At 69.5% G+C, this 2,406-nt stretch carries 2 protein-coding genes; both read left to right on the top strand.

The window, feature by feature from the left end:
* Positions 1–1,218: MFS transporter (locus tag MKK75_RS03995; RefSeq protein WP_244041338.1), on the top strand; the 1,218-nt coding region annotated here is incomplete at its 5' end.
* 18 nt (positions 1,219–1,236) lie between these two features.
* On the top strand, positions 1,237–2,406 hold a 1,170-nt coding region (locus MKK75_RS03990), incomplete at its 3' end, for an MFS transporter (RefSeq protein ID WP_244041337.1).

Genomic DNA, 2,406 nt, shown 5'->3' with positions numbered 1-2,406 from the left:
ACGGACAACATGCAGCCAGCTTTCAGCCTCGGCGCTCTGAACTTCGCCCTGGCCGGCGCGCGCGAGGGCTTCGGCCCGTTCCTCGGCGTGTACCTGCAGAAGCAGGGCTTCGACCCCGCCGCCACCGGGTTCGCCATGGGCCTCGCCGGCTTCGCGGGCCTCCTTGCCACCACGCCGGTAGGCGCGCTGATCGACCGGACTTTGTACAAGCGCGCGGCCCTTGCAGCCGCCGTCCTCGCCATCGCTCTTGGTGCCGTCGCTCTGATCTCCACCGATAGCCTATGGTTGATCGGCCTGTCGCAGTTGGTCATCGGCGTCGCCGACACTAGCATCGCGCCCCTCGTCGCGGCGGTCACGCTCGGCATCGTCGGGCAGAAAGCCTACGGCCATCGAGTCTCACGTAACGAGGCGTACAACCACGCAGGCAACGCCGCCAACGCGGCCTTGTCGGGCGTGCTCGGCTACACGCTCGGACTCGGCTACGTCTCCATCGCCATCGTGGTCATGGCGGTCGCCTCGTGCGGAGTGCTGCTGACCGTCGACAAGGGCAGCATCGACCATGGCACGGCGCGGGGCGGCGAGCAGGACGAGCGCTCGACCCTTCGCGTGTTGTTCGAGACCAAGCCGTTGCTGATCCTGGCGGGCACCGTGTTCGCGTACCAAACCGCCAACGGCGCCATGTTGCCGTTCCTGGCGCAGGCGCGCACGGCGGCCGGCGCCGACCCGAGCCTAACCACCGGCGTGATGACCGTCGTCTCGCAGGCCACGATGGTCGGGGCCGCACTCCTGGCCGCCCGTGTCGCGCGGGGACGGGGGCACGCCGGCGTTCTCTCTCTTGCCCTCGGGTTGGTTGTGGTCCGCGGCATCCTCGCGGCGTTCGCGACCTCGTGGTTGCTGGTCATCCCGGTGCAGGTGCTCGAAGGGTTGGCGATGGGTCTCGGCGGCGTCGCTATCCCGGCTCTCGTGGCCGAGATGATGGAGGGCACGGGCCACGCGACGGCCGGGCTCGGCGGCGTCATGACCGCCTACGGCGCGGGAGCCACCGCGAGCCCGCTGCTCGCCGGCCTCGTCGCGCAGTACCTCGGCTTCTCAACGTCGTTCTTCGCCCTGGCCGGCGTCGCGGGCATCGGCTTGGCCGTGTGGATGGTGGGCCGTCGCCTCCTGGGCACGAGTGCTCCCTCAGGGCACACTGGCGAGGCGTCTGCCGAGCCGGCGTGACGGCTTGGAGCATGCGACATGGACGCGCGAACGGGAGCGAAGGCTTGGTCCAGCCTCCTAACAGGCTCCTTCCCTGCCTTCGTGCTGCTTCAGGGCTCGCTATACGCCGCCTACGGGACGGAATCGCCATTCCTTCCGAGTTTTCTCGGCGAGCGCGGCCTGAGCGCGGGCGAGATCGGCATCGTGCTGGCAGCGGGCACGTTGATGCGCCTCGCCGCGGGCCCCGTTGCCGGCCACCTCGCTGACCGATACGACGCGACCCGGGCCGTCCTCGGCTGCGCTGCCTTTGCGGCTGGAGTGATCTCGTTCGCCTACCTCTTGGGGTACGGCTTCTGGCCGTTGCTGGCGGCAAGCGTCCTACACGCGAGCGCCATCGCGGCCCTGGCGCCCCTGGCCGATGCCCTCACGCTGACGGCTGCGGAGCACGAGGGCACCTTCTCGTACGGCTGGGTTCGGGGTGCCGGCTCGGCGGCGTTCGTGCTCGGGACTCTGGCCTCCGGGTTGCTCGTCGCCCGAGCCGGCGTTGCGAGCATCATCGTGTCGAGTGGTGTTCTGTTCCTCGTCATGGCGCTCGCGACGAGCCGCGTACCGGCTGCCAGTCCGCGGGAGCTGCAGGCCAGCCTCGTCCTCGACGGCGCACGCGAGCTCCTCGCAATGGCACCGTTCCGCCGGATGCTTATCGTGGCAGCTCTGGTCATCGGCAGCCATGCGCTCAACGACGGCTTCGCGGTGATCCTTTGGCGCGAGGCTGGTATTGGGCCGAGCACGATCAGCCTGCTGTGGTCGGAGAGCGTCGCCTCTGAGGTCTTCGTCTTCTTGCTCGCCGGTCCGTGGTTGCTGTCGCGCGCGAGCACCGCCCAGGCCGCGATGCTGGCTGCCGGAGTGGGCGTGCTGCGCTGGTCGGTTCTGGCCTCGACGGCCTCGGTCCCTGTGCTGGCGGTCATCCAGCTGTCGCACGGACTCACCTTCGCACTGCTGCACCTCGCCAACATGCGCCTGATCATCCGGACCGTGCCGCCGCACGTCGCCGTGACGGCGCAGACCCTCTACGGAACGCTGGGACTGGGCCTGGCCTCCGCTGTCCTGACCGGTCTCGGGGGCTTGCTCTACGGCCGCCTCGGTGCAGGCGCGTTCTGGGTCATGGCAGCGCTTTGTGCGCTGGCGCTTCCGCTCACCGTCGGGCTAGGT

The sequence above is a fragment of the Methylobacterium sp. J-030 genome (assembly GCF_022829545.1).
Taxonomy (GTDB): domain Bacteria; phylum Pseudomonadota; class Alphaproteobacteria; order Rhizobiales; family Beijerinckiaceae; genus Methylobacterium.
This window is presented reverse-complemented; position numbering and strand designations above follow the sequence as displayed.